This window comes from Weissella koreensis KACC 15510, assembly GCF_000219805.1.
Taxonomy (GTDB): Bacteria; Bacillota; Bacilli; order Lactobacillales; family Lactobacillaceae; genus Weissella; species Weissella koreensis.
On record NC_015759.1, the window covers coordinates 796,263 to 821,485 of the forward strand.

The 25,223-nt window shown below is 37.5% G+C and carries 19 protein-coding genes, 1 tRNA gene and 3 rRNA genes; 22 read left to right on the top strand and 1 reads right to left on the bottom strand.

The features are described 5' to 3' along the window. Window positions 1-245: 245 nt before the first annotated feature. From WKK_RS03870 to WKK_RS03910, 9 genes are all read left to right on the top strand, one after another. Window positions 246-1,826: ribosomal RNA gene (locus WKK_RS03870) — 16S ribosomal RNA — on the top strand. 78 nt (window positions 1,827-1,904) lie between these two features. Beyond that, window positions 1,905-1,977, top strand: a tRNA-Ala gene (locus tag WKK_RS03875). Window positions 1,978-2,233: 256 nt separating this feature from the next. Further along, window positions 2,234-5,148, top strand: a 23S ribosomal RNA gene (locus tag WKK_RS03880). 95 nt (window positions 5,149-5,243) lie between these two features. After that, window positions 5,244-5,360 (top strand): 5S ribosomal RNA (gene rrf / locus WKK_RS03885). Together the 16S, 23S and 5S rRNA genes with 1 tRNA gene alongside form the textbook arrangement of a ribosomal RNA operon. Before the next feature lie 228 nt (window positions 5,361-5,588). Further along, window positions 5,589-7,613, top strand: coding sequence for a methionine--tRNA ligase (gene metG / locus WKK_RS03890; RefSeq protein WP_013989533.1), 2,025 nt, complete (start codon window positions 5,589-5,591; stop codon window positions 7,611-7,613). 512 nt (window positions 7,614-8,125) lie between these two features. Next, window positions 8,126-8,938 (top strand): TatD family hydrolase, encoded by an 813-nt coding sequence (locus tag WKK_RS03895; protein ID WP_006846218.1) that lies wholly within the window; start codon window positions 8,126-8,128, stop codon window positions 8,936-8,938. Continuing rightward, on the top strand, window positions 8,928-9,476 hold the full coding sequence (rnmV, locus tag WKK_RS03900) for a ribonuclease M5 (RefSeq protein WP_006846219.1): 549 nt from the start codon (window positions 8,928-8,930) through the stop codon (window positions 9,474-9,476). The genes WKK_RS03895 and rnmV overlap by 11 nt, the downstream gene beginning before the upstream one ends. A gap of 23 nt (window positions 9,477-9,499) precedes the next feature. Then, complete coding sequence (gene rsmA, locus WKK_RS03905) at window positions 9,500-10,393, top strand: 16S rRNA (adenine(1518)-N(6)/adenine(1519)-N(6))-dimethyltransferase RsmA (RefSeq protein WP_013989534.1); 894 nt, start codon at window positions 9,500-9,502, stop codon at window positions 10,391-10,393. A 163-nt stretch (window positions 10,394-10,556) separates the two neighbouring features. Then, a complete protein-coding gene (locus tag WKK_RS03910) occupies window positions 10,557-11,933 on the top strand; it encodes a hemolysin family protein (RefSeq protein WP_013989535.1) in 1,377 nt (458 codons plus the stop codon). 129 nt (window positions 11,934-12,062) lie between these two features. On the opposite strand, the gene WKK_RS03915 is transcribed toward WKK_RS03910, so the two are convergent. Next, complete coding sequence (locus WKK_RS03915) at window positions 12,063-12,293, bottom strand: Veg family protein (protein WP_006846222.1); 231 nt, start codon at window positions 12,291-12,293, stop codon at window positions 12,063-12,065. Window positions 12,294-12,563: 270 nt separating this feature from the next. Here WKK_RS03915 and WKK_RS03920 point away from each other — a divergent pair, with 270 nt between their 5' ends. The 13 genes from WKK_RS03920 (at window position 12,564) to WKK_RS03980 (ending at window position 25,177) form a co-directional block, all read left to right on the top strand. Continuing rightward, window positions 12,564-13,043 carry a ComE operon protein 2 gene (locus WKK_RS03920; protein ID WP_006846223.1) on the top strand — a complete coding sequence of 160 codons (480 nt, stop codon included), beginning with the start codon at window positions 12,564-12,566 and terminating at the stop codon, window positions 13,041-13,043. Between the two features lie 14 nt (window positions 13,044-13,057). Then, window positions 13,058-14,014, top strand: coding sequence for a thymidylate synthase (locus tag WKK_RS03925; RefSeq protein ID WP_013989536.1), 957 nt, complete (start codon window positions 13,058-13,060; stop codon window positions 14,012-14,014). Window positions 14,015-14,157: 143 nt separating this feature from the next. Then, the gene (locus WKK_RS03930; RefSeq protein WP_013989537.1) at window positions 14,158-15,405 is read left to right on the top strand and encodes an LCP family glycopolymer transferase; all 1,248 of its coding nucleotides are present in this window, start codon (window positions 14,158-14,160) and stop codon (window positions 15,403-15,405) included. Window positions 15,406-15,606: 201 nt separating this feature from the next. After that, entirely contained in the window at window positions 15,607-16,239 is a 633-nt protein-coding gene (locus WKK_RS03935; protein WP_006846226.1) for a DUF1700 domain-containing protein, read from the top strand. After that, complete coding sequence (locus tag WKK_RS03940; RefSeq protein ID WP_006846227.1) at window positions 16,232-17,239, top strand: DUF4097 family beta strand repeat-containing protein; 1,008 nt, start codon at window positions 16,232-16,234, stop codon at window positions 17,237-17,239. The genes WKK_RS03935 and WKK_RS03940 overlap by 8 nt, the downstream gene beginning before the upstream one ends. Window positions 17,240-17,255: 16 nt before the next feature. Beyond that, a complete protein-coding gene (locus WKK_RS03945) occupies window positions 17,256-18,110 on the top strand; it encodes an undecaprenyl-diphosphate phosphatase (protein ID WP_013989538.1) in 855 nt (284 codons plus the stop codon). A 120-nt stretch (window positions 18,111-18,230) separates the two neighbouring features. Continuing rightward, entirely contained in the window at window positions 18,231-19,121 is an 891-nt protein-coding gene (locus WKK_RS03950; RefSeq protein ID WP_006846229.1) for a YihY/virulence factor BrkB family protein, read from the top strand. Window positions 19,122-19,519: 398 nt separating this feature from the next. Continuing rightward, window positions 19,520-20,755, top strand: a complete 1,236-nt coding sequence (gene arcA / locus WKK_RS03955) for an arginine deiminase (RefSeq protein ID WP_006846230.1) — start codon at window positions 19,520-19,522, stop codon at window positions 20,753-20,755. Between the two features lie 62 nt (window positions 20,756-20,817). Continuing rightward, the gene (gene argF / locus WKK_RS03960) at window positions 20,818-21,894 is read left to right on the top strand and encodes an ornithine carbamoyltransferase (protein WP_013989540.1); all 1,077 of its coding nucleotides are present in this window, start codon (window positions 20,818-20,820) and stop codon (window positions 21,892-21,894) included. Window positions 21,895-21,987: 93 nt separating this feature from the next. Beyond that, window positions 21,988-23,436 carry an amino acid permease gene (locus WKK_RS03965; protein ID WP_006846232.1) on the top strand — a complete coding sequence of 483 codons (1,449 nt, stop codon included), beginning with the start codon at window positions 21,988-21,990 and terminating at the stop codon, window positions 23,434-23,436. Between the two features lie 33 nt (window positions 23,437-23,469). Further along, window positions 23,470-24,405: a carbamate kinase gene (gene arcC, locus WKK_RS03970; RefSeq protein ID WP_013989541.1), complete on the top strand. Its 936-nt coding sequence runs from the start codon at window positions 23,470-23,472 to the stop codon at window positions 24,403-24,405. A 267-nt stretch (window positions 24,406-24,672) separates the two neighbouring features. Then, entirely contained in the window at window positions 24,673-24,873 is a 201-nt protein-coding gene (locus tag WKK_RS03975) for a hypothetical protein (RefSeq protein ID WP_006846234.1), read from the top strand. Window positions 24,874-24,889: 16 nt separating this feature from the next. Then, window positions 24,890-25,177: a DUF2922 domain-containing protein gene (locus WKK_RS03980; protein ID WP_006846235.1), complete on the top strand. Its 288-nt coding sequence runs from the start codon at window positions 24,890-24,892 to the stop codon at window positions 25,175-25,177. The last annotated feature ends 46 nt before the right edge of the window (window positions 25,178-25,223 follow it).

Below are 25,223 nucleotides of genomic sequence, written 5' to 3' on the forward strand. Positions count from 1 at the left end.
CTAATTAAAATTAGTTGTTGACATCAAATTAATTACTTGTTATACTAATTAAGTTGTCTCGTGAGAGGTGACGAGTAGAACATTGAAAACTAAATAACGTTTCGATGAAACAAATGTGCAGGTGTGTCTCATATTTATAATATGGAAGATACAAACATTTGCGAAGTCAATTTCGCTAGTAAATTCGTTTAACAACTGTTAAACAACAACAAAAAAGATTGAGTTATACTCAAGCTTTTCAATTTTAAATTGAGAGTTTGATCCTGGCTCAGGATGAACGCTGGCGGCGTGCCTAATACATGCAAGTCGAACGCATTGTGGTTGAAATGATATGAAGAACTTGTTCAGATTTGATTTTCAACATTGCAATGAGTGGCGAACGGGTGAGTAACACGTGGGAAACCTACCTCTTAGCAGGGGATAACATTTGGAAACAAATGCTAATACCGTATAATAATTAAAACCGCATGGTTTTAGTTTAAAAGATGGTCTTGCTATCACTAAGAGATGGTCCCGCGGTGTATTAGTTAGTTGGTGAGGTAATGGCTCACCAAGACAATGATACATAGCCGAGTTGAGAGACTGACCGGCCACAATGGGACTGAGACACGGCCCATACTCCTACGGGAGGCAGCAGTAGGGAATCTTCCACAATGGACGAAAGTCTGATGGAGCAACGCCGCGTGTGTGATGAAGGGTTTCGGCTCGTAAAACACTGTTGTAAGAGAAGAATGACATTGAGAGTAACTGTTCAATGTGTGACGGTATCTTACCAGAAAGGAACGGCTAAATACGTGCCAGCAGCCGCGGTAATACGTATGTTCCAAGCGTTATCCGGATTTATTGGGCGTAAAGCGAGCGCAGACGGTTATTTAAGTCTGAAGTGAAAGCCCTCGGCTCAACCGAGGAATTGCTTTGGAAACTGGATAACTTGAGTGCAGTAGAGGAAAGTGGAACTCCATGTGTAGCGGTGAAATGCGTAGATATAAGGAAGAACACCAGTGGCGAAGGCGGCTTTCTGGACTGTAACTGACGTTGAGGCTCGAAAGTGTGGGTAGCAAACAGGATTAGATACCCTGGTAGTCCACACTGTAAACGATGAGTGCTAGTTGTTCGAGGGTTTCCGCCCTTGAGTGACGAAGCTAACGCATTAAGCACTCCGCCTGGGGAGTACGACCGCAAGGTTGAAACTCAAAGGAATTGACGGGGACCCGCACAAGCGGTGGAGCATGTGGTTTAATTCGAAGCAACGCGAAGAACCTTACCAGGTCTTGACATCCTTTGACCACTCCAGAGATGGAGCTTTCCCTTCGGGGACAAAGTGACAGGTGGTGCATGGTTGTCGTCAGCTCGTGTCGTGAGATGTTGGGTTAAGTCCCGCAACGAGCGCAACCCTTATTGTTAGTTGCCAGCATTTAGTTGGGCACTCTAGCAAGACTGCCGGTGACAAACCGGAGGAAGGCGGGGATGACGTCAAATCATCATGCCCCTTATGACCTGGGCTACACACGTGCTACAATGGCAAGTACAACGAGTCGCCAACCCGCGAGGGTGCGCAAATCTCTTAAAGCTTGTCTCAGTTCGGACTGTAGGCTGCAACTCGCCTACACGAAGTCGGAATCGCTAGTAATCGCGGATCAGCACGCCGCGGTGAATACGTTCCCGGGTCTTGTACACACCGCCCGTCACACCATGAGAGTTTGTAACACCCAAAGTCGGTGAGGTAACCTTTTATTAGGAGCCAGCCGCCTAAGGTGGGACAGATGATTAGGGTGAAGTCGTAACAAGGTAGCCGTAGGAGAACCTGCGGCTGGATCACCTCCTTTCTAAGGAAAATCGGAAACCTGCATATTCATTGAAACGTTATTTAGTTTTGAGTGTTCTACACTCAATTTAATTTTATTGGGGAATTAGCTCAGCTGGGAGAGCGCCTGCTTTGCAAGCAGGAGGTCAGCGGTTCGATCCCGCTATTCTCCATTAACACTTCGGTGTTAAATTAGTTCTTTGAAAACTGAATCATATATATAAATTTTAAAAATTTCAATTTTATTGAATACAATATAAATTGAACCGAGTAAATCAATAGTTGATCATCGCAATGATGATTGACAGTGAATTACACCGCGTTATTTTTTGAGTTTTTTAATTAGTTCATCACAATATTTATATTGTGGTAATCGCAAGCGACCGTTAGGTCGCATACTCAAGCTTGAATCATCAACGAAAGTTGATCGGTTAAGTTATTAAGGGCGCATGGTGAATGCCTTGGCACTAGGAGCCGATGAAGGACGGTACTAACACCGATATGCTTCGGGGAGCTGTAAGTAAGCTTTGATCCGGAGATTTCCGAATGGGGGAACCCAACTTGTTATGCAAGTTATCACTAGTTGAATATATAGACTAGTTGAAGGTAGACGTTGTGAACTGAAACATCTCATTAGCAACAGGAGTAGAAAGAAATATCGATTCCGTCAGTAGCGGCGAGCGAACCCGGAAGAGCCCAAACCAAAGTGCTTGCACTTTGGGGTTGTAGGACTACCGTTGTGGAGTTACAAAATTGTATGTTAGTCGAAGTGGTTGGGAAACCACGCGAAACAAGGTGATAGCCCTGTAGACGAAAACGTACAATCTCCCGTGTAGGATCCTGAGTACGGCCGGACACGTGAAATCCGGTCGGAATCTGGGAGGACCATCTCCCAAGGCTAAATACTACCTAGTGACCGATAGTGAACCAGTACCGTGAGGGAAAGGTGAAAAGCACCCCGGAAGGGGAGTGAAAAAGTTCCTGAAACCATGTGCCTACAAGAAGTCAGAGCCCGTTAATGGGTGATGGCGTGCCTTTTGTAGAATGAACCGGCGAGTTATGATTACATGCAAGGTTAAGGTGGAAAGACCGGAGCCGTAGCGAAAGCGAGTCTGAAATGGGCGACATAGTATGTAGTTGTAAACCCGAAACCAGGTGACCTACCCATGTCCAGGGTGAAGGTGTGGTAAGACGCACTGGAGGCCCGAACCTGTGCATGTTGAAAAATGCTAGGATGAGGTGTGGGTAGAGGTGAAATTCCAATCGAACTTGGAGATAGCTGGTTCTCTCCGAAATAGCTTTAGGGCTAGCCTCGGAATGTAGCGTATTGGAGGTAGAGCACTGTTTTGGTGCGGGGCCCATCTCGGGTTACCAAATTAAGATAAACTCCGAATGCCAATTACGTATGTCCGGGAGTCAGACAGTGAGTGATAAGATCCATTGTCGAAAGGGGAACAGCCCAGATCGTCAGTTAAGGTCCCTAAGTGTGTGTTAAGTGGAAAAGGATGTGGAGTTGCATAGACAACTAGGATGTTGGCTCAGAAGCAGCCACCATTTAAAGAGTGCGTAATAGCTCACTAGTCGAGTGATTCTGCGCCGAAAATGTACCGGGGCTAAACACACCACCGAAACTACGGGTGCCACGTAAGTGGCGCGATAGGAGAGCGTTCTATGGGCAATGAAGTCAGACCGTGAGGACTGGTGGAGCGCATAGAAGTGAGAATGCCGGTATGAGTAGCGAAAGACAGGTGAGAATCCTGTCCACCGAATGACTAAGGTTTCCTGGGGAAGGCTCGTCCTCCCAGGGTTAGTCGGGACCTAAGGCGAGGCCGAAAGGCGTAGTCGATGGATAACTGGTTGAGATTCCAGTACCAGGTGAACATGTTTGAACGATGGAGGGACGCAGAAGGCTAATGGATCCCAGCGACTGGAAGTGCTGGGTTAAATCACAAGTTTTGGGAGTAGTTAAATGCTTATCCCTTTAAGAACAAGTGATGATGAGGATCGAAATAAAGTAGAGAAGTCCATGATGTCACGCTGCCGAGAAAAGCTTCTAGTTAGTGTTTACCTGCCCGTACCGCAAACCGACACAGGTAGTCGAGGAGAGAATCCTAAGGTGTGCGAGTGAACTCTCGTTAAGGAACTCGGCAAAATGACCCCGTAACTTCGGGAGAAGGGGTGCTCAGCGCAAGCTGAGCCGCAGTGAATAGGCCCAGGCGACTGTTTATCAAAAACACAGGTTTCTGCAAAATCGAAAGATGACGTATAGGGGCTGACGCCTGCCCGGTGCTGGAAGGTTAAAAGGAGTGCTTAGCTTCGGCGAAGGTGCGAATTGAAGCCCCAGTAAACGGCGGCCGTAACTATAACGGTCCTAAGGTAGCGAAATTCCTTGTCGGGTAAGTTCCGACCCGCACGAAAGGCGTAACGATCTGGGCACTGTCTCAACGAGAGACTCGGTGAAATTTAAATACCCGTGAAGATGCGGGTTACCCGCGACAGGACGGAAAGACCCCATGGAGCTTTACTGTAGCTTGATATTGAGTGCTTGTGCAGCTTGTACAGAATAGGTAGGAGCCGTAGAAATCGGAACGCTAGTTTCGATGGAGGCAATAGTGGGATACTACCCTCGTTGTATGATCACTCTAACTCACACCACTAATCGTGGTGGAAGACAGTGTCTGGCAGGCAGTTTGACTGGGGCGGTCGCCTCCTAAAAGGTAACGGAGGCGCTCAAAGGTTCGCTCAGAATGGTTGGAAATCATTCGCAGAGTGTAAAGGCATAAGCGAGCTTGACTGCGAGACTAACAGGTCGAGCAGGTACGAAAGTAGGACTTAGTGATCCGGTGGTTCCGCATGGAAGGGCCATCGCTCAACGGATAAAAGCTACCCTGGGGATAACAGGCTTATCTCCCCCAAGAGTCCACATCGACGGGGAGGTTTGGCACCTCGATGTCGGCTCATCGCATCCTGGGGCTGTAGTCGGTCCCAAGGGTTGGGCTGTTCGCCCATTAAAGCGGTACGCGAGCTGGGTTCAGAACGTCGTGAGACAGTTCGGTCCCTATCCGTCGCGGGCGTAGGAAATTTGAGAGGAGCTGCCCTTAGTACGAGAGGACCGGGGTGGACGTACCACTGGTGTATCAGTTGTTCCGCCAGGAGCATCGCTGAGTAGCTATGTACGGATGAGATAAACGCTGAAAGCATCTAAGTGTGAAACTCGCCTCGAGATGAGATTTCCCATTCGAAAGAAGTAAGACCCCTTATAGATGATGAGGTAGATAGGCTAGAAGTGGAAGTACCGTGAGGTATGGAGCGGACTAGTACTAATGGTTCGAGGACTTAACCAAGTTGAATACGACGTGGTGGTTCAAGGTGTATTGTTAAAATTTATAAATATATATGATTCAGTTTTGAGGGAACTAACTCTCAACAATTTAATACGTGTCGTGACGATAGCACTGAGGTCACACCTGTTCCCATCCCGAACACAGAAGTTAAGCTCAGTCACGCCGAAAGTAGTTGGAGGATCGCCTCCTGCGAGGATAGGAAGTCGCGGTGCATATTTAAAGCTCATCATTTTGATGGGCTTTTTTGTTATGTTTTTTGAAAATCAGGTTCCTTTCTAGCATGGAATTCAATAAGTTATTAAAGCCAACAAATCTTATGATATTAAGGCGTCAATTGATAAGGGTTCTGATATAATTAATGAAGAGTTATATTAGCTATTATAGGTAAGAAACAAAAAATTTATAACGAATACTCATTTGTATTTTGAAAGTAGGAAAACATGACAGATAAAAAGACTTTTTATATTACAACGCCAATCTATTACCCATCAGGGAAGCTACATATTGGTAATACTTATACAACTGTTTTAGCAGATGCAGCAGCTCGATATCATCGCTTATTAAACGAAGATGTTTATTATTTAACGGGAACCGATGAGCATGGACTAAAAATTGAACAAAAAGCTGATAAAATGGGTGTTACTCCTCAAGCTTATGTTGATAGTATGGCTGATGATATCAAAAAATTATGGGCTTCTTTAGATATTACTAATGATGGATTCATTCGTACAACTGACGAAATTCATGAAAAAGCTGTTACTAAGATTTTTAACCAATTGCTAGAACAAGGGGACATCTATAAAGGCGAATATGAAGGATGGTATTCTGTAGATGATGAAGAATACTTTACCGAGTCACAATTAGCTGAAGCATATCGTGATGAATCTGGAAAAGTGATTGGTGGTAAGGCTCCATCTGGACATGAAGTTGAATTAGTTAAAGAAGAGTCATATTTCTTTGCTATGTCTAAATATGCTGATTGGTTACTTGAATATTATCAAGCTCATCCTGATTTTATCCAACCTGTAACGCGAATGAATGAAATGATTAATAACTTCATTAAGCCAGGTTTGGAAGACTTAGCAGTGACACGAACTTCATTCAAATGGGGTGTACCAGTGGAATCTGATCCTAAGCACGTTATTTATGTTTGGATTGATGCACTATCAAATTATATTACGGCTCTTGGATATGATTCTGAAGATGATAGTAAGTTTAAAAAATATTGGCCTGCTAACGTTCAATTATTAGGAAAAGAAATTGTTCGTTTCCATACAATTTACTGGCCAATTATGTTACACGCTTTAGGATTAGAATTACCAGAAAATGTTATTGGTCATGGTTGGTTGACCATGAAAGATGGTAAAATGTCTAAGTCAAAAGGAAATGTTGTTTATCCTGATGTCTTAGCTGATCGTTATGGCGTTGATGCAGTTCGTTATTATCTTTTACGAGCTATGCCATTTGGTAATGACGGAATATTTACCCCTGAAGATTTCGTTGGTAAATTGAATTCTGATTTGGCTAACGATCTTGGAAACTTATTAAATCGAACTGTTGCAATGATTAATAAGTACGAAGATGGAGTAATTCCAACTTTGGAAACAGGTGCGACTGAATTTGATGAAAATTTGATTGAGATAACTGATGAAGTAATTGCCAAATATAACGAAAATATGCAAATTCTTCATGTTTCAGATGCATTAGCAGAAGTTTGGAAGTTAATTTCTCGAGCAAATAAGTATATTGATGAAACACAACCATGGGTATTAGCTAAAAATGAAGAAAATCAATCAATTCTAGCCTCTGTTATGGCTCATTTAGCTGCCTCATTGCGAGTAATTGCTATTTTACTTCAACCGGCTTTGTCACGAACACCAGCAGAAATATTCAAACAATTAGGATTATCTAAGTCTAATTTAGCAATTGATCAATTGAAATTTTCTGATTTGCCAACTGGTGGTAAAGTTATATCAAAGGGAACACCAATTTTCCCAAGAATTGATGTTGAAAAAGAAGTTACGTATATTCGAGACTCAATGATGGGGGGCGGAAAAGAAACCGCTTCTGTTAAAAAGGCTAAAAATGCTGAATCTAAGGTGCAAAATGTTGATCAAAAAGAGATTAAGCCGAATTTTATTGAATTTGATGATTTCGAAAAAGTTTCTCTAAAGGTTGCTGAAATTAAAAATGTTTCAGAAATTGAAAATTCAAAGAAATTATTAAAGTTTGAATTAGATGACGGGACTGCAAAAGGTCGGACAATTTTATCAGGAATTAAGAAATGGTATCCAGAATATCAACAATTAATTGGTAAAAAAGTAGCCTTTGTTGCGAACTTAAAGCCACGTACAATGATGAAGAAATATGTTTCAGAAGGTATGTTGTTATCAGCTGAAAAAGATGGAAACGTCACGTTGTCAATCTTGCCAGATGAGATTGAAGCTGGTTCTGAATTAGGTTAAAAAATAAAAAATCTTATTATTAATTTAAGGTAGAAAAGTTATGATTAATTGTGTTGAGAGGGGAACACCTAAACAACAACATATTCATACTACCTACTCCTAAAAAAGAAAATGGTGTCGCTCTCTGAGTGACATTATTTTTTTACCTCAAAATAAAATATGTTAAAAAACTTATTATTAATTTAAGGTAGAAAAGTTATGATTAATTGTGTTGAGAGGGAATGCCTAAACAACATATTCATACTACCTACTCCTTAAAAAAGAAATAGTGCCGCTTCCTGGGTGGCATTATTTTTTTGCCTCAAAATAAAATATTTTTAAAGAACTTATTATTAATTTAAGGTAGAAAAGTTATGATTAATTGTGTTGAGAGGGGAATACCTAAACAACATATTCATACCTACCTACTCCTAAAAATATATGAATTATATGAAAGGCTTGCGCTTAACCACCGTAAGCCTTTTATTTTGTTATAATATAATAAAGAGTAATAAGAAATTGAGGAGTTCAATATGGCAATCTATGATCCAACCAAGCGTCCCACTGATGCTTATGACACACACACACATTTAAACGATGAGAAACTTTGGATTGACCCAGAGGCGTACTGGGCACGTGCACGCGAATATCGTGTAATGGAAATGAATGTCGTCGGTTATAATAAGCTTGGAAATGAGCGAGCAATTGAGCTAGCTAAAAAACTTGAAGGGGTTCATGCTACTGTTGGTTGGCAAACGGAAGATCTTGTTAATTTTAATAGTCAAGAAATGGCCATTTTGGAAGAACAATTAGCTGACCCCAATGTAGTTGGAATTGGTGAAACTGGACTAGACTATTATTGGCCTGAAAATCCAGGACATGAGGTTCAAAAGGGAGCATTGAAGAATCAACTTTATCTAGCTAATTCAATGCATAAACCAGTTACTATTCATTCACGCGATGCCTTTGATGATACATATGATATTTTGAGTAATAGTAATGTTAAAGATTTTGGTGGAGTGATGCATTCCTTTACTGGAGGACCTGAAGAGGCTAAACGATTCCTTGATTTAGGAATGTATATTTCGTTTTCTGGAATTGTAACCTTTAATAATGCTCAAGATATTAAAGATGCAGCTAAAGTTGTGCCATTAGATCGTATATTAGTAGAGACTGATGCACCATTCTTAGCACCAGTCCCAATGCGTGGTAAAACTAACGAACCAATGTTTGTAAAATATGTATTGGAAAATTTGGCAGAACAATTAGACATGCCATACAATGACTTAGCTAAAGTTACAACCGAAAATGCTCATCGTCTTTGGAAAACAAATAATGAGAATTAATGAAATTATCGTAGTTGAAGGTAAGTCTGATACTGCTAAAATTAAACGAGCGGTTGATGCTGATACGATTGAAACTAATGGATCAGCACTCGATGAGTTAACGCAAAAAACGATTGAACGTGCAGCTAAAACGCGAGGGGTAATTGTTTTTACTGATCCTGATTTTAATGGTGAACGTATTCGTAAAATTGTCACACAAATTGCACCTAATGCAAAGCATGCTTTTTTAACTAAGGATCAAGCTGGTGCAAATATTAAACATCATAGTTTAGGTATTGAGTATGCAACATTGAATAATATTCAAACGATCCTAGCACAAGTAGCTGGTAATGATATTGTAGAAATTTCATCCAATATTACTAAACAGGATTTATTAGAATGGGGTTTAATTAATGGACCACAGGCAGGCGCTAGACGAACTTATTTATCAGAGCGTTTAAATTTAGGGTATGTTAATGGTAAGCAATTTATGAAAAGAATCCAGATGTTCGGTATTCAAAAAGAAGAACTATTAAAAATTTTGACCGAGCTAGATTAATTTAATTTTAAAGGAGCAGAAGAATGACAGCTAATTATCCCGATATTGCGACACCATTGCGAACGCAAGCCATTATGAATCAATATGGCATCAATACTAAAAAGTCCTTGGGGCAAAATTTTTTAACAGATTTAAATATTTTAAAGAACATTGTTTTAGCTGGGAACGTTACTAAAGATGATAATGTAATTGAAATTGGGCCTGGAATTGGGGCTTTAACCGAACAATTAGCTCGAGCAGCTAAAGAAGTAGTTGCTTTTGAAATTGACGAACGGTTAATTTCGGTGTTAGGTGATACATTATCACCATATGATAATATTAAAATTATCAATCAAGATATTCTAAAAGTTGATCTAATGTCAGCAGTGCAAGAAAATTTCACTGACCCTAGTGCTCCTTTAAAGATTGTTGCCAATTTGCCTTACTACATTACAACTCCCATCCTAATGCAAATTTTAGAATCAGGAATTGAAGTTGATGCCATTGTAGTAATGATGCAAAAGGAGGTTGCGGATCGCTTAGCAGCTGAACCAGGTACGAAAGAATATGGATCATTGTCATTGACTGTACAATATCGTGTTCAGGCGCGGGTTGCTTTTTATGTCGATCGAACTTCATTTATTCCAAATCCAAATGTTGATTCAGCAATCGTAGTACTTGAACCTAGAGAACCGTTAGAAATTTTGCCTGATAATGAACAACGTTTATTTAAGTTATTTAAAATCGGCTTCGCAATGCGACGCAAAACATTATGGAACAATTTAACGACTGCTTTCGGTAAGAATGGTGGGATGCAAGATAAATTATTAGATGCTTTAGAAATATCGAAAATTAATCCAAAAATTCGGGCGGAAAAGTTAACGTTAGAAGAGTTTATTACATTACAAAATGCATTAACTGAAGTTGGTGTGTATTAAAAATTGTTTGAAGATGTTAAAATAAAACAAATTTAATGTGGAGTTAATCTAATCCTTTAATCCATTAAATTTATGGATTAAGGTTGTGTAAATAGTATTAATTCAGTATAATTGTTGTACTTGAAATGAAAAGAACATAAAAAAGAAAGAGGTATTTTATCCTATGGATTCTGCGTCCATTATCTATAATTTAATTGCAATTGTTGTGATCTTATTATTGGCGGTCTTATTTACTTTGACCGAATATTCGTTGGTGAAAGTCCGGCCAAGCGCTTTGAAAGCAATGGCCGAAGCTGGAGAAGGTAAACCAAGCCGTAATTTGGTCGGAGCGCTTCATATGACGGAGCATCTGACTGAATATCTTTCAACGGCCCAGGTGGGAATTACGTTGACGAGTTTGATTTTAGGTTGGATTGGTGAGGCTTTTATTGCTTCTTTGATCCTTTCAACCCATATCTTACCAAAAGAATTAGCCCACCCAGTCGCATCAATTGGTGCAATTTTGATATTTACCTTTATTCATGCGGTCTTTACAGATTTGGTACCAAAGAATATTGCGATTGACAAACCAGTTCGAACACTGTTATTGATTGTTCGTCCGGTTCGGTTCTTCCACGTGATATTATATCCCTTAATCTATATCTTCGATCGTGCTGCTGCGTCAATCACTAAATTATTAGGTTTCAGTGCGCATCCAGATGAAGATATTTATTCACAAAATGAAATCATATCTTTATCTGAGGATGCGGCACAAGCTGGTGAACTAGATGCAGAAGATGTGGCCTTCATGAAACGGGCCTTTGAGATGAATGATAAGGTCGCAGCTGACATTATGATTGATCGTACTCAATTAGATGTAATTGATGTAACGGCCACTATTGGTGAAGCTGTTTCTCTGTATTTAGAAGATAAATTTTCACGTTTACCAGTAGTTGCTAATAATGACAAAGATAAAATTTTAGGTTATGTCTTTAGTTATGACTTGGTACGGCAAATGCGAATCAATCCAGAAGCATCAGTCCGGATTGTTTTACGTAATATTCCAAATGTGTCCGAGAATCAAGACATCCAAGATATCTTGGAAGAAATGATTACCCATCGAGCACCGATTGTGGTCGTTAAAGATGAATATGGTGGAACTTCTGGAATTGTAACTGATAAAGATATATATGAAGAGTTATTTGGAACGGTACGTGATGAAATTGATGATGTTTCTGATGACTTGATTGAAAAAATTGCATCTGATGATGAAGGCAGAATGCATTATAAAGTTAATGGTAAATTAACCTTATTTGATTTTGAAAGATATTTCAAAGTTGACATCAAAGCCTTTAGCGATTCAGAAATGGTTACCTTAACTGGATTTATTTTAGACAAGGATCCTGATGTATCTGTAGGCAACGAATATGTTGTTTCGCACTTTAAGATCATTCCTTTGGACTATAAAGATGCATATATCAATGAATTTGAAGTAGTTAATTTAAATGAAGATGACATTGTTAAAATATATGATGATCAAAATGTAACAACAGCTGGTTAAAAAATAAAAGCCCCCTAGTTTTTCTATAATAAAACTAGGGGGCTTTTTTATATATAAAAATAACCCTCTAATCTAAGTTGAGATTAGGGAGTTATTGAAAGTCCATGTATTATAAAGTATGTATAAGAATTAGAAATCTAATTCAATGTTTTTGGTTAAAATATCAGTATAACTAAATGAAGCACGATCAAATTGATCACCATCTTGTTTTAAATCTAAAACAAAGACAGAACGGAAAGTCTCACGAACAATGGCCTCATGTTCAATATTACGGTGACGACTTTCGTGTGTAGTTAAAGTAACTGATTCTCCAATATGGGCATCAAGTGTATCTTTAATATCTGCTAATGCGGATGGCATAATTCACACTTCCTTTCATGCAAGGATGACCTCGCTTTGAATAAATTGGTATATGAACCAATTTATGAATCTTATAGGATGTAACTAGACTAAGCACCATTAATCATTATACAACATTTTTATCTTTAATTCAATATTGAATTAAAGAGCTATTTTATTTAATAATAATCTATTAGACTAAAACGTTATTTAATAATAATTTTGTTCACCTGTTAAATAGACTGATAATTTGCTATGATAAGGGCACTTAAAATTAAGGTGGTTAACAAAATGAATAGTGAAAGAATTGAATGGCCGCAATATTTTATGATGCAGGCCGTTATGTTGTCTTCACGTAGTACCTGTACGCGATTACATGTAGGGGTAGTAGTAGTAAAAGATGGTCGATTAATTGCGAGTGGATACAACGGTTCAGTTGCTGGGACCCCTCATTGTAATGAAGTTGGTGATTATATGGTTGATGGACATTGTATTCGAGCAGTTCATGCTGAACAAAATGCCTTGCTCCAGATGGCTAAGATGGGAATTGCAGCTCAAGGAGCTGAAATTTACGTGACTGATTTTCCATGTGTACACTGCACAAAGTTTTTATTACAAGCGGGAATAAGCAAGATTAATTACTTACGTAGTTATCACAATGATGATTTTGCGATGGAATTGATGCAACAAAAGCAAGTTGAATTACAACAAGTAAAGTTGACAGAATCGGATTTAAGTAAATTTCATTTTGAACAATTTTTAAACAACTAAAGGAGCAATTGATCATGAGTAAAAGTGAACAAGCCTATTTGGATTTCGCTAAAGATGTTTTAGAAAATGGAGAATTTAAGAACGATCGAACTGGAACTGGAACGTATTCTGTATTTGGCCGCCAACAACGCTATGATTTGAGCGAAGGATTCCCACTTTTAACAACTAAACGAGTTGCTTTTAAATTAATAAAGAGTGAACTTCTATGGTTTTTAAAGGGTGAGACTAATATTCGGTACCTTCTTGAAAATAACAATCACATATGGGATGAGTGGGCTTTTAAAAATTGGGTTAATTCAAGCGATTATGATGGCCCAGATATGACTGATTTTGGTCATCGTATTTATCAAGATTCTGACTTTAAATTAGCGTATGAACAACAACATCAGATATTTTGTGATTCTATTTTAAATGACGATGAATTTGCAGCTAAATATGGTGATTTAGGTCAAGTTTATGGTGCACAGTGGCGTCATTGGGAAAAAGTCCAAGGTGGATTTATTGATCAAATCGATAATGTTGTAAATGAAATTAAAACTAATCCAACTTCACGCCGATTGATAGTGTCAGCTTGGAATCCAGAAGCTGTTCCAATGCAAGCATTACCACCATGTCATTCGTTATTTCAATTTTATGTGGTTAATGGAAAATTAAGTCTTCAATTGTATCAACGTTCGGGTGATATTTTCTTAGGAGTACCGTTTAATATTGCTTCATATGCGTTATTGTTACATATGGTAGCTGCTCAGACAGGATTAGAAGTCGGTGAATTCATTCATACTTTCGGGGACGCCCATATTTATGCTAACCACATTGAGCAAGTCCAGGAACAATTAAATCGTCCGATGCAAGCATTACCAAAACTCAAACTTAATCCCAATGTTAAATCTATTTTTGATTATGAACTTGAAGATATTCAAATTGAAGGGTACCATCCCGCTAAATCAATTAAGGCACCTGTTGCTGTTTAAGGTTGATTAAAGAAAAAAGTATAAAATTAGTAAAGATGCATTTTAAATTTCAGTAAATCCTATTAATAAATGATATTATGGATTAATAGTGAAAAATTAACATAAGAGTGGGTGACTCAGCCCCAAAAATGAGGAGAAATTTAATGGATAATGAGCCAAACTTAGATGAAAATCAATCTTTAAGCCGGGTTTCACGTAATAATATGTACGATAAGGATCAAAAGCCTAAAAAGACCCGCTTAAGATATTTTAGAATCTTTGGAGTTGTCTTAGGCTGTATGGGAATTATTTTAGGTGTAATGGCTGCCAGAACTTATAATCGAGTTCATGACGCTGTTGATAAGACATATTCCAGTGCCGGAATTGATAAGTCCCGTAACGTCTCAGCTGCTTTAGAAAAGAGTAAACCTTTTACGGTCTTACTAATGGGAACTGATACAGGTGAATTAGGCCGTTCGGATGCCGGAAGAACAGATTCATTAATGTTAATGACTGTTAATCCTAAGAAAAAGCAAACGACTTTGATGTCAATTCCACGAGACACGGTGATTGCTCCAGTTGGCTATGAGTCGGAGTTTCCTCAAAAGATGAATTCAGCATATGAATTTGGACAAGAAGCCGCAACTATTAAAACTGTTCAAAAATGGTTGAATGTTCCAATTGATTATTATGGAATGGTAAATATGCGTGGAATGGAAGACGTGGTTAATGAAGTTGGTGGTATTAAGGTTGTTTCACCTTTGACCTTTAAATTTAATCCTACAACGGCCCATGCTGACTCAGGTTATAATTATGGTCACGAGGATCCAGGAGATCTGTATACTTTTACTAAAAACTCAGCTACATATGGATTTAATAAAAATGCAACGGATAAAAAGTATATATATTCAAACAAGATGAATGGGGCAGCAGCGTTGGCATTCTCACGGATGCGTTATGATGACCCACAAGGTGATTATGGGCGAACTCAACGCCAACGTTTAGTTCTACAAGCTATTATGACGAAGGCTAAATCAAATCCAACTCGCTTGGTTAATCAAAGCTTTTTGAATACAATTTCTAAAAATGCGCGAACTGATCTAACATATGATGATATGATGCTGATTGTAAAGAATTATTTGCCAGCAGCTAATAAAATTGTGACAGATCATATTCAAGGTGGTGGTCAGGAAATTAATGGTGTTTCATATGAACATGTTACGCGTAGCGAGCAACAGCGAGCGACAAATGTTTTGCGAAAATCATTAAATCTTAAAAAGGCGAAGGCTGGACCTTTGTATGCAGGTAAGGTTTCTGATTATAAAATAGAATCGAATGGTTTACCAACGTTAGAGCAGGAAGAGTCAACTGAGAGTGATAGTTCAAGTACTATTACAGCAAGTACAGAATAAATTAAAAAACAAGGTTTCGTATCAAAATCGAACCTTGTTTTTTTAAATTAGAATGATGTTAGTTAGTTAGTTAAAAAAGCTATGATGATATAAATTTATCAAAAGATTAGCCTTTTGAAATTCGCTTGACAGTATATGACATATAATATAGTCTACAATAGAGATTATTAGAATGTTTTGGAATTTATACGGAGGAAAGCAATGAAAAGTAATATTTACTTTTCGCAACTTGAAGGTCATTTAGTCGGGTTACCGGAAGATAAAAAAAACGAAATTATTCAAGATTATCGAATCTATGCAGAAAAGAATGAGTTAAGTGGGGAACTCTTGATCAATGAGTTAGGAACTCCACGGCAATTAGCACAAAAAGCAATGGTTGAATATTCGATTGATGCTGATACTATTGCTGAAAATAATAGTTTAATTAATGGTGAATTTAGTTTTACACATCGAATCAAACAGATTCGCCGACAATTTCAGTTGTTGGGAATGGTCATTGGTTTACTAATGTCCAATGTTGCTTGGTATCCAGCGATGTTTTTAATTTTTATAGGCTTATTTTTGATGACAGTAATTATGGTTATTATTGACTTAGGATTAGTATTAATCTTATTAATGGGAATTTATCAAATTTTCATGGGGATTTCAGTGTTTGGTCACCACCATGCAATTGCTATTTTCCAAGGTGGTGTTGGAATATTTCTAATTGGAATTCAATTTGTTGGTTGGCCAATTGCTGGTGCTATGATGCATGGATTAATGAATTTATTGATGCGTTATACGAAGTCGGTAGGATTACGTTTTGCTAAAATCACAGGAGTAGATCATGAATAAAATTATTCGCTCATTCATCATTGGCTTCATTTTAATGGTGTTAGGGATTGTATTTATGGTCTTTGGTTCCATGAATGGTGGAGGAACTAGAGTGTTTTGGCATCACGGTCATTTTTGGGTACCTAATAATGTTAAAATTAACCAAAAAATTAAAGACATTAATGATATTACAATTCAAGGTGATACATTAGATATTGAGATTCAACCAGATCAAAATATTAAGAATGGAATTGTCGTTGAAGGAAATATTACGAACGATGCTGGATTTAAAATCCATAAGGACCAAAAGACATTAAAACTTACTTATCAAAATATGAACGATAATATGCCTAGTTTTTCAGATGTCTTACAAGATGAAGATCATTTAACAATTAAAGTTCCAACAGAAGTAAAGCTACAAAAGATTAAATTTAATGTGCAGAATGGTAATATTGAGTTAAATCAAATAGCAGCTAAAAATACGCGTTTGAATAACATTGAAGGACAAATTAAAATTTTGCATAGTAATATAAATCAATTAGATTTGAATAATGATAATGGAGCAACTCATATTGATGGATTAATAAGTAAACATACTAATATGAATACTGGTTCAGGTAACGTTAATTTACGTAATTTGAAAAGCGATAAAACTCAAGTTCACATTGATGAAGCTGAGCTGATTGTTCAAAAAAGTCAATTAGGTCAAGCGTTACTAAGTGTTAATAAAGGAATGACGACACTAAATCAAGTTTCGGCTCAAGATTTATTTGCACAATCAATTTATGGTGATTATAATTTAAAAGGGCTTAAATTAGCAGGAGCAGGTACGATTGCAACGCAAAGTGGTAATATCACTGCTCAACAACAATCTGATTTAGGATATCGTTTAGTGGTTCAAAATCAAGGTAAAATTGAGTTTAAGCATATATCAGCTAAAAAGTGGTATCAAACTAATTTTGATCAAGATGATCGATTAACATTGACAACATACCGTGGAGATATCATGGTAGACAAGTAACGAAAGAGGACATAGAATGTTTGATTTTATTAAATCAATAATTATTGGGATTGTTGAAGGATTGACTGAGTTTTTACCGGTTTCATCAACTGGACATATTATTATTGCTGAATCATTAATGAAAATACCTGGTGGTACGGTCTGGACTAAAGCTTTCATGAATGTCTTTGATTATGTGATTCAATTAGGGGCTATCATGGCCGTGATTCAATTGTACTTCCATAAATTGAATCCATTTTCACCGAAAAAAAATGGAATTGAAAAACAACAAACTTGGCAATTATGGTTTAAAGTGATTGTAGCTTGTTTGCCTGCTGCAGTGATTGGATTATTATTGAATGATTTTATGGACGCTCATTTTATGACGCCAACGGTGGTAGCTAGTGCCTTAATCTTTTATGGTATTTTATTTATTTTTATGGAAAAGCATAATGAACGTGAAGACGTACAGCCATGGTTAACCGATGTAAATAAAATGTCTTATAAATTAGCATTTACAATTGGGTTGATTCAAGTTCTGTCAATTGTTCCTGGAACATCTCGCTCAGGAGCGACTATCTTAGGAGCTGTATTCCTCGGCGTATCACGAGTAGCTGCAGCTGAATTTTCGTTCTTCCTCAGTATTCCGGTAATGGTAGGAGTTTCAATCCTAAAGTTGGGTAGTTTCTTCCATAAGGGTGGTACTTTCACTGGAATGCAAGGAATTGTCCTTGCTATTGGGTTCATTGTTTCATGGATTGTGGCTTGGTATGCAATCAAATTTATGATGAACTATATTAAGCAAAATGATTTCAAGGCCTTTGGTTGGTACCGAATTGTAATTGGAATTGTTGTTATTATTTTGGGTGCTTTTGGATTATTACATATGTAATTAATAAATATGAGCTTGTTACTTGGGAGATATATCTTGAGTAATAAGCTTTTTTATTTGAAATCACTACTATTTTCCGTATAATTTAAGATATGACGGAAAATAAGGCTGGATAAAGTTATGAAAATAAAGATAAAAAAGATGACTGATAATGTATATATTAAAACAATATACAAAACAATCACCCGGATTGATCTGGGTGTTTCTACGGCAGCCATTTCATATTATGGATTATTGTCCCTATTTCCAGCAATAATATTTTTGGCAGCCATTTTACCACTGCTAGGACTAACCACGGATGTAATTATGAATTTTTTGGATAGTGGAATGCCCAAATCAATTGCGGGAGTGATTTCACCCATGATTGAATCAATTCTAAAGCATCCAGGCGTGGGAACTCTATCTTTCTCAGTGGTAGTGGCTCTTTGGTCTTTGAGTAGAGTAATAGCAATGATACGCCAATCTCAAAATGAAATTTATGATGTTAAAGTTAATAGTAATTCCTTCTTGGGACGGGCCATATCCGTGGCTTGGTTGATTTTACTATTAGGAATTATGGCAGTGTTATTTTTAGTTTTTTCAATCGGTTCCAATATATTAGATGCATTACCAATTAATGCCCAATTAACGCATCAACTTAATTATTTAAAATCGGCTACAATACCAGTAGGGATGTTTTTTGGTCTTTGTTTATTTAATTTCTTGATACCGGCAAAAAAACCTCGTTTTATCTTCGTGGTGATTGGTACGGTGGTCCAATTATTGGGGATGTTATTGTTAGCAAAAGGATTTGGATTTTATGTTAAAATTGCAGGCCGCTCATATTCTTTTTATCAAGCAATTGGTTCGGTTGTAATCTTGATGATTTGGTTGAATTTGGTGGCTACGATTGCGTTAATCGGAACGATGGTGACGGCTATTTTAGAGCAACTTTGGCCGCATAAAAATGATCGTTTCAATAAAGTAAATCAAATTTTAGACTTGTCAGAACATAAAAATAAAGAAAAATAATATAAATTTCAGAAGAATCATCATTTATGATGGTTCTTTTTTTAATATGGCAAATTATAAAAATAATCCGAACACTTTAATAAAAAATCCAACAAATTTTTATGCAGGATCTAACTTTATAATGCATAAAATTGATATAAGTTGGTTCATCTTAAAATTGGTATATGTTAAATTAAACCCGTCGTGTTAATGAATGATTAATAATAAATTCACAATCTAGGGTATGTATATTTATTTAAAAATGTAATATATTAAGAATTATAAATTCAAATGAAAGCCTTTACATTGTTGATATAACAGACTATTATTAAGGCGTTGAGAAAAGTAATACACGCTTCTCAATAACTAAAAATTATTTCAATATTTCAATGATGTATTACTAGATGGGAGATTTAATAATGATTAAGAATCCAGCAATTCAAGTCAATTCAGAAATTGGTACTTTGAAGACAGTCTTGTTACATAGGCCTGGTGCAGAAATCGAAAATATTACACCGGATACTATGGAACGTTTGTTGTTTGATGACATTCCTTTTTTGAAAAATGCGCAAATAGAACATGACTATTTTGCCAAGACTTTGCAAGATAAAGGAATCGAGACAGTTTATATCGAACAATTGTTAGAAGATGTGCTAGCTGATGAAACAGTTAAAGATGAGTTTCTAACACGTTATCTTAATGAACACCATTACATGAATGATGCAATGAAAGATATCAAGGGATATCTAAATACATTGTCAACACATGATTTGGTTTCTACGATTTACGCTGGTGTACGTCGAGAATTAGTAGATTTTAAGCATCCTAACCTTCACGATGTGGCTGGCTCAGATGCCGAAAATCCATTCTTAATGGATCCGTTGCCAAATGCTTACTTCACACGTGACCCACAGGCCATGATGGGAAGTGGATTGACAATCAACTATATGACATTTGAGGCTAGGCGTCCAGAGTCATTGATTACAGAATTTGTTATGAAGTACCACCCACGCTTTGCTGGGAACGTTGATATCTGGCTTGATCGTAATACAGATGCACGTATCGAAGGTGGAGATGAATTGGTTCTTAATGATCATGTCTTGGCAGTTGGAGTTTCACAACGTACGTCAAGTCGAGCAGTCCAAGCTTTGGCTGAAGAGCTATTTTCTAACCAAGATAGTAACTTTGATACCATCGTTGCAGTTGAGATCCCTCATAACCATGCGATGATGCATTTGGATACAGTGTTCACAATGGTTAATTATGATCAATTTACTGTCTTCCCAGGTATCATGGATGACGATGGAAAGATGAACATTAACATCTTACATTCTGGTGATCAAGGACAAGTTGTTATGGAGCATCGTAATAATTTAAAGGACACTTTGAAGGAAGTCTTAAAGTTAGATGATTTGGATCTAATTGAGACTGGTGGTGGTGACCCAATCATTGCTCCACGTGAACAATGGAATGACGGTTCAAACAATTTGACAATTGCACCTGGTGAGGTGGTTACCTATGATCGTAATTACGTTTCTATCAAATTAATGCAAGAGCATGGAATTAAGGTTAATGAAATTAAGTCAAGTGAGTTAGCACGTGGACGTGGTGGTGGACGTTGCATGTCACAACCAATCTGGCGTGATAATCTATAAAATAAAAAATATTTTATTAAAATCGAAGTAATGAATGAAAAATTAAAAGGGGAAAAACAAGAATGACAAATTATGATGTATTACGTGGTATGAACGGACGTTCTTTCCTAAAGGAAATCGACTTTACTCCAGCAGAATTACAAGAATTAATCAACTTAAGTATTGATTTGCGTGATGAGTTGGAAACTCAAAAATCAGGTGGCGCTACTGTTACTAAATATTTACATGATAAAAATGTTATCTTGTTGTTCTCAAAAACTTCAACGCGAACACGTCTATCATTTGAATTCGGGGCTGATGAGTTAGGTGCTAACACTGTTTATATCGATCCAAATTCAAGTCAATTCGGTAAGAAAGAATCTGTTGCTGATTCAGCTAAAGTTTTTGCTGGAATGGCTGATGGAATTGAATACCGTGGATTTGCCCAATCAGATATGGAAGCTATGGCTGAAAATGCTATAGATACTAAGGGTCGTAAGAAGCCTGTTTGGAATGGTTTGACAGACGAATGGCATCCAACACAAATGATTGCCGACTTTATGACACTCCAAGAAGAATTTGGACATCTTGGAAATGATATTACTTTGACTTTCGTTGGTGATGGGCGTAATAACGTGGCTCATTCATTGCTTGTTGCTGGAACTATGTTGGGCGTTAATGTTCATATCGTAGCACCAAAGGAATTGCAACCAGCTAGCGATGTGATCGAAATTGCTGAAAAGTATGCAAAAGAGACAGGTGCAAAGCCAATGATCACTAGTGATGTTGATGAAGGTGTAAAGGGTTCAAACGCATTGTATGCCGACGTTTGGGTATCAATGGGTGAGGATAATTGGGAAGAGCGTCTGAACTTGCTCGGAGACTACCAAATCAATGCAGAAATGATGGCAAAGACAGGCCGTAAAGATACTATCTTGATGCACTGCCTACCTGCTTATCACGATATGAATACTAAGATGGCAAAGGAAGCTCATGAAAACTTCCCTGGACTTGTTGGAGAAGACGGAATCGAAGTTACTAATGAAGTCTTTGAAAGTGCACAAGGACGTCAATTCGAAGAGGCCGAAAACCGTAAGCATTCAATTAAAGCAATTATGGTCGCAACTTTGGGTGACGTTTCAATGTATCCGAAAGCTTAATAAAATAAGAATACGCAGGACTTGCGTTAGCATAAGGAAAGGCGTTTCTTAACCGAAAGGCTTTTCCTTTTTATTTTGAATTGGAGTAAGAAAATGGATGAAAAAGGTGGAGCAAAAAAGATAGGTCTAATTGCCCTGATTAGTGGGGTAGTTACCAGTTGTTTGGGTTCAGGAATATTTAACGTATCAACAACTTTGGCACAGGGAAGTACAATCGGTGTAACAATTGTTGCTTGGATTTTCGTTATGATTGGAATTGGAGCATTGTCTTGGGTCTTTACAAGTCTTTCTCGGACTAAACCTGAACTGAATGGTGTTACTGATTATGCTTATGCTGGTAGTGGTAAGTTAGCTGCGGCCAGTTCTGGAATATCATATTTCGTAAGTGGCTTTTCTGGTAATTTGGCATTCTTAATTATGTTGTCTCAAGCAATCAGCATTTTCTCACGTTATGTTCCATTTTTGGCAGCGTTCCAAGAGGGAAATAGTCCAGAGACGTTAATTTTCATTTCCTTGTTCTCATGGTTATTAACTTGGGGAGTTGTTAAGTTTGGAGCAGAAAAAGTTTCGAGTTTCAACACGATTGTAACGGTATTTAAAGTTGGTGCTTTGTTTGTTTTTATTATTTTTGGAATCATCTTCTTCAAGTCTGGGATTTTTACAGCACATTTTTGGCAAAATATGACCAACAATATGGGGCATTTAACATTTAGCGAGATGACTTTTAGCGGATTTATGAGTCAATTCGGAGCCGGATTGCTTTCAATGATTTTCTTGTTTGTTGGAATTGAATCAGCTTCAATGTTAGGGGATCGTGCTGAAAAGAAGTCAGATATAGGAAAAGCAACAATGATTGGAACGGTGGTTCTCTTCTTCTTGTACTTCGTTATTTCAGTATTACCATTTGGAATGTTAAGCCAGGCTAAATTAGCAACAATCAGCCAGCCTGGATTAGTTTATGTTACTGAAAACACAGTTGGACCTTTGGGATCAGCCTTTATGAGTATTGCTCTTATTATTACTTTGGTCGGGGCTTTGCTAAGTTGGTTCTTATTGCCAGTTGAACCATTGCAACGTCTATCAGAACAAAACATCTTCCCTAAGTGGATGGGAAAAACTAATTCAGTTGGTGCTCCTGTTGGTAGCTTGGTGTTCACACAGGTTTTGCTACAAGCTTTGATCTTGACTTTGATCTTTACTGATTCAGCTTATCAATTTGCACTTAGTTTATGTACAGTTGCGATTGTTATTAGTTACTTCTTTGTTGGAATGTACCAATTGAAGTTGGGATTGCAACAACATACTGCTAAGGTTTGGTTGCCAGGTTTGATTGTCGTGGTATTTGAAATCATTGCCGTCGCGGTTTCTGGACTTGAATACTTAGCCTTATCAACATTGGTATTAGTACTTGGATTTGGTTTCTATATTTATACTGTTGGATCAAACAAGATTAAAAAGTTTGAATGGTTGATGATGGCGATTGTAACAATTATTGCCATAGGAACGGTAATTGGATTAATGACAGGCGCAATTGCAATTTAAAAAATAAAATTAAAAATAAAGGTGGATAAAAAAATGACAAAACGAGTAATCTTTGCGCTTGGCGGAAACGCTATTTTAACTAAGGATGCATCAGCACAAGCCCAACAAGCAGCTTTAAAAGATACTGCTGAGAAATTAGCAGGATACGTTAAGGCCAATCCAGATGCACAACTTTTGATTACCCATGGAAATGGTCCTCAAGTTGGTAACCTATTATTGCAAGGTGCTTTGGGTGCAACTGAAAATAACCCAGCTATGCCACTTGATACTGTAGGCGCTATGACACAAGGAGAAATTGGTTTCTGGATGGCCAACGCTTTGGATGAACAATTGAAGGATAGCCAAGTTGTAACGATTGTGACACGTACGGTAGTTGACGGCAAAGATCAAGCCTTCCAAAATCCAACTAAGCCAATTGGAATGTTTTATCAAGAGGCAGAACTTGATGAACTCAAGGCAGCTCATCCTGATTGGGTCTTTAAAGAAGATGCGGGCCGTGGATTCCGACGGGTCGTTCCATCACCCAAGCCAATTAATATTGTAGAAGCAAAGTCAATCGAGACTTTGGCTAATTCCGGAGCTGTATTGATTGCTGGTGGCGGGGGAGGAATCCCCGTTGTTAAGACTACCAATGGATATGACGGAGTTGAGGCAGTGATTGATAAAGACTTTACGGCTGCTAAGTTGGCAGAAGTAGTTGATGCTGATGAATTAGTTATTTTGACAGCTGTTGATATGGCATATATCAAGTTTGGTACACCAGATGAGAAGCCATTACATGAAATCACTATTTCAGAAGCACGAAAGTATGTTGAAGATGGTGAATTTGCTGAAGGATCGATGAAGCCTAAGATTCTTGCATTAATTTCGTTCGTTGAACGGACTGGTAAAAGAGCTGTTATGACCAGTCTCGAAAATATTGCAGAGTATAGTAAAAATGGCCGTGCAACGGTGATTATTCCTGACTAATTCTAGATAATATTGAAATTTTAAATATACGCTTTAGTTTCAAAAATAATTATAAATTAAAAGGGGTCGTCTTATTTGGCGATCCTTTTTTTATGTCTGGGCTGAAATCCAAGGCGAAATTTCGGATGATATTTGGTAAAAAATTCCAGTATTTCGTAAAAAAGTGGTTCATTTTTATAATCTAAAACGTTATTAAGAGTATCCATGGAAATCTAAAAAGCATCACAATGGCTGGTACCAGTTGATTGTAAAGAAAAGAGGAAATTAATGGTAACACAAAATTTCAAAAAAATAAAAATGGTTGGATTAGATCAACACGGGGACAAAATCACCCGTTATTGGATAGTTCGTTCAAATGTTTCAGAGCACCAAATTCGAGAACTAGCTAAAGTTTTTCTAGAGATTGGTTTGGAAGAATCGTTATTTGAAATTAAGACTATTGATACTACGACGTTGAGTTTAGTTTAAAATAAAGGAGCAAAAAATGGTAAATAAGGAAAAATCAAAGAAACCGGGACTACAACTTGAATTAGTTTATTTACAGGAAGACGGACATGAATTTGTATTGAAAATTAATAATGTGGTTGATAGTTTAACTAAGGATCAAGTTAAGAATTTGATGGATCGTTTGATGCATTTTGAATGGATTACTGATTTAAAAGGAAAATCACGGTTTCCCAATGGTATTAAACCCAAGCTGGCACGATATACACATCGAAGTTATCAAATGCTTTGGCAACAAAATGAAAAAGTTGGTGGTTGGATGGGTTAAAAGTGTTTGATGGGAGTTAGGAGATTGTTTAATTTAATAATATATT

Coding starts and splice junctions, on each gene's coding strand:
- metG (WP_013989533.1), top strand. CDS start 5,589: ATGACAGATAAAAAGACTTTTTATATTACAACGCCAATCTATTACCCA.
- WKK_RS03895 (WP_006846218.1), top strand. CDS start 8,126: ATGGCAATCTATGATCCAACCAAGCGTCCCACTGATGCTTATGACACA.
- rnmV (WP_006846219.1), top strand. CDS start 8,928: ATGAGAATTAATGAAATTATCGTAGTTGAAGGTAAGTCTGATACTGCT.
- rsmA (WP_013989534.1), top strand. CDS start 9,500: ATGACAGCTAATTATCCCGATATTGCGACACCATTGCGAACGCAAGCC.
- WKK_RS03910 (WP_013989535.1), top strand. CDS start 10,557: ATGGATTCTGCGTCCATTATCTATAATTTAATTGCAATTGTTGTGATC.
- WKK_RS03915 (WP_006846222.1), bottom strand. CDS start 12,293: ATGCCATCCGCATTAGCAGATATTAAAGATACACTTGATGCCCATATT.
- WKK_RS03920 (WP_006846223.1), top strand. CDS start 12,564: ATGAATAGTGAAAGAATTGAATGGCCGCAATATTTTATGATGCAGGCC.
- WKK_RS03925 (WP_013989536.1), top strand. CDS start 13,058: ATGAGTAAAAGTGAACAAGCCTATTTGGATTTCGCTAAAGATGTTTTA.
- WKK_RS03930 (WP_013989537.1), top strand. CDS start 14,158: ATGGATAATGAGCCAAACTTAGATGAAAATCAATCTTTAAGCCGGGTT.
- WKK_RS03935 (WP_006846226.1), top strand. CDS start 15,607: ATGAAAAGTAATATTTACTTTTCGCAACTTGAAGGTCATTTAGTCGGG.
- WKK_RS03940 (WP_006846227.1), top strand. CDS start 16,232: ATGAATAAAATTATTCGCTCATTCATCATTGGCTTCATTTTAATGGTG.
- WKK_RS03945 (WP_013989538.1), top strand. CDS start 17,256: ATGTTTGATTTTATTAAATCAATAATTATTGGGATTGTTGAAGGATTG.
- WKK_RS03950 (WP_006846229.1), top strand. CDS start 18,231: ATGAAAATAAAGATAAAAAAGATGACTGATAATGTATATATTAAAACA.
- arcA (WP_006846230.1), top strand. CDS start 19,520: ATGATTAAGAATCCAGCAATTCAAGTCAATTCAGAAATTGGTACTTTG.
- argF (WP_013989540.1), top strand. CDS start 20,818: ATGACAAATTATGATGTATTACGTGGTATGAACGGACGTTCTTTCCTA.
- WKK_RS03965 (WP_006846232.1), top strand. CDS start 21,988: ATGGATGAAAAAGGTGGAGCAAAAAAGATAGGTCTAATTGCCCTGATT.
- arcC (WP_013989541.1), top strand. CDS start 23,470: ATGACAAAACGAGTAATCTTTGCGCTTGGCGGAAACGCTATTTTAACT.
- WKK_RS03975 (WP_006846234.1), top strand. CDS start 24,673: ATGGTAACACAAAATTTCAAAAAAATAAAAATGGTTGGATTAGATCAA.
- WKK_RS03980 (WP_006846235.1), top strand. CDS start 24,890: ATGGTAAATAAGGAAAAATCAAAGAAACCGGGACTACAACTTGAATTA.